At 37.1% G+C, this 2,854-nt stretch carries 2 protein-coding genes; both read left to right on the top strand.

The window, feature by feature from the left end:
- The first annotated feature begins 535 nt into the window (after window positions 1–535).
- Window positions 536–1,825, top strand: a complete 1,290-nt coding sequence (locus tag HMPREF2700_RS00365; RefSeq protein ID WP_070589128.1) for a DUF2931 family protein — start codon at window positions 536–538, stop codon at window positions 1,823–1,825.
- 400 nt (window positions 1,826–2,225) lie between these two features.
- Window positions 2,226–2,402 carry a hypothetical protein gene (locus tag HMPREF2700_RS11935; RefSeq protein ID WP_283129652.1) on the top strand — a complete coding sequence of 59 codons (177 nt, stop codon included), beginning with the start codon at window positions 2,226–2,228 and terminating at the stop codon, window positions 2,400–2,402.
- The last annotated feature ends 452 nt before the right edge of the window (window positions 2,403–2,854 follow it).

The following is a 2,854-nucleotide window of genomic DNA, read 5'->3' as shown; positions in this document are numbered from 1 at the left end:
TCCTTCCCCCTTTACCACAGGCATTATCACAGATATCATATCAAACCAATTGTCATGATTCATTTGATTGCTTATACAACTATTTTATCTGTTAAAAGTGAAGTATATTCGTTGAACCTTTTTATTTTCGCATACCTTATTGCCTGGTTGCATTGCATATTCTGTAATTATTATCAACTTATAAAGGTAGATATACTGGCTGTATCATTAAAAATGTAAACAATTTAAATATCTAAGAAAAAACGGAGGGAATAGTTTTGACTTTGACGATTAGGAACCTAGAAAAATTTAAATGGTTGGTAATATGGGATATATGATATTAACTCTTCAGGTGCTCTGGGAGGAAATTGGCAAATACGCCTTTTTTCTGATCGTCAATGCCTACTGCATCATCAGAATGTATCAAAACCGTCATTGGAAATATTGCGCAGTTATTTTTATTTTGCTCAATGGCTGGGTAATTTACAGATATTGGATGGAAATCATTAACTCTTATCTATATTGGAATCAATAGAGTAGTCAACAGGTCGTCTGAATGAAACACAAGAAAACAAATATCCTTTTAGGAATAGTAGCAGCAGGCTATCTCAGTATTGCATTGGCAAATATAGGATTAAATGGAATGATTGATGGCCACGGCAATCCCGAGCAGGCAAAAGGCATGGCTTGGGGTGTTAAGATGGCGGAGGCTATATTGGTTAACGCCACACCGGAAAATTCTTCATATTTGACGTTGGGAGCATATGCGGTAGACGTATCTAATAAGTACAGTTCTGATTTTTATTTGCAGAACGGAACGGTCTTGCGAAACTTCTTTGGTACAGGCTCTATCTGGGGTCGAGGAGGATACTTAGGAAGAACGGCAGAGTTTGATTTACTTCCCGAAAGGTTAACTTTTACCTATTTATCCCGGTTTGAAAATAAATTTTATCAGCTGGACGAAGCTCTTCCTACAGACAAGATACGTCCTATGATGGCAAAAAGTTACAGGGTATTCAATAATGCAGTAGAGGATACTGAAACTCCGCGATATGAATCTCCCAATAATTTTGAATTAGCTGTTGCTCCTGGTGGTTGGGTTACGTTGAATTTGACCAGCACTTTTATTCATAAGGAATTAATGTCCTGGCAAGCAAGAGAAATTGTACCTTCTTTAGAAGAGGCTGCTAAACACCACTTTAATGAAATGTGGTATTACGATGTTGAGTCTTATCATGACCCTAAAAGAAGGGCTGAATACTTAGATAGAGTACGTAAAGAACACCCCGATTTCTATCACACTTATATAGCTGGATCCAAAAAGGTCAGTGCAGAATGGTATAAACAAATGCAAACAAAATATCCATGGAATTTGGAAGTTGAAGTGGATGGAGGAGAATGGAACGGCGAATATTATATGGAATTCGCCAATACAGAGCGCTGGACGGCCATCGGTAAGGAGAGGATAGAAGAAGAGAAGAAGGCAATGAAGGCGATGCCAACTTACATCAGGATATGGTTAATAGACAAAGAAACGGGTAATCGGTGGGGCATCAGATTGCATCCATTTAAGACTGAAGAACAAGAACAGAATGATTATAAAATCATATACGATGATGACCGACTAAACGGGTTATACAAGATATTTCAACAGGCGTTCCCCGGAAGGACTCGGGCGCATAATATCAGTACACCTTCAATAAATCAGTTTGCCACGTTGAAATTGAAGTTCAATGATCATTTTGAATTAACAGAGGCATATCTTCAAAAAGATGGACAAAAATTCGCATTGCCAGATGCTAAGCTTCATCAACGTTATGAAATGAATAATACTGCTTATTACTAATATTATTAGGAAAATACGGCTTTGATAACTTTATTCGTCATGAAAACCAATCAGTCGAGGAGAACTTCTGCCTGCCGGTAATCCCATTTATTGGGAAACTACCGTTTGGCGACTACTCAAACTCGAGGATAAAGGGTAATTTTGTTTCAATGAAAAAGAGTTGGAAGAGCTTCAAAAGTAAAAAGGGGATAATTAAAAGCTATCTGAAACTAAATTAGGGGTTCAGACGGTCTTTTAATGTCAAAACCACAGGCTACCATTGGAACGGCTACAACCAACTCATTAAAATAGAAAACTGCAACGGCAGTACGCGACCCCTTCCCTTAGGTAGGTATTCCGCCACGACAGTCTGGACGGCACAGCCAGAAGCCACGCCTAGCATCACCGCAAGAAAATAAATATGTTTACATATCAAATAAAAGAGAATTTTTTTGATCTTATAGAAGAATTTTTAAATTTATTGAATCAAAGAGATTTTAAACAGCTTGAAATTAAATTTCAGCTTAATATAAATGTGTATGATGAAATTTTGGAAGAACTAGATTATGAAAATATTTCAGATAAAAATTATCATTAGCACCTAAAGAAATTGCGTTAACTGCACAAAATGATAACAGAGCAATATTTGAAATATACAGAATGAACAATACTGAAGAAATTATAGGGGGGCGAAAGTTGTTTATATGCAGATAGTGAAGAAACTAACCTAACATTAGAAGGTTCAATTTATAAAAAAGATAATAAATACATATTTTCTTATCATGGTATTCGAGCATAAATTTAATCTTAAGAATGCTGAGTAGAAAGTAGATCGGATTGAAAATACAAAATATCAAGGCCGTTTGAAAAGCTTATCCCCCTTTTCAGACGGCCTTTTCAGTTAAAAATATTGGATCGCCATGAAGTAAAGACATTCATGGTGTCCGCTTAGCCTTGCGACTAGGACCCTGAAACCGATCCGCTGCTGGAAATCCCGCCCGAACCCCAAGAGCAGTCCGAAGCGCAGCCTGAATTGGTTTATTACCAACT

It is taken from the genome of Neisseria sp. HMSC068C04, assembly GCF_001810105.1.
In the GTDB taxonomy this organism is placed as follows: Bacteria; Pseudomonadota; Gammaproteobacteria; order Burkholderiales; family Neisseriaceae; genus Neisseria; species Neisseria flavescens_B.
The sequence above is the reverse complement of the archived record's forward strand: the minus strand, read 5'-3'. Positions and strand labels throughout refer to the sequence as shown.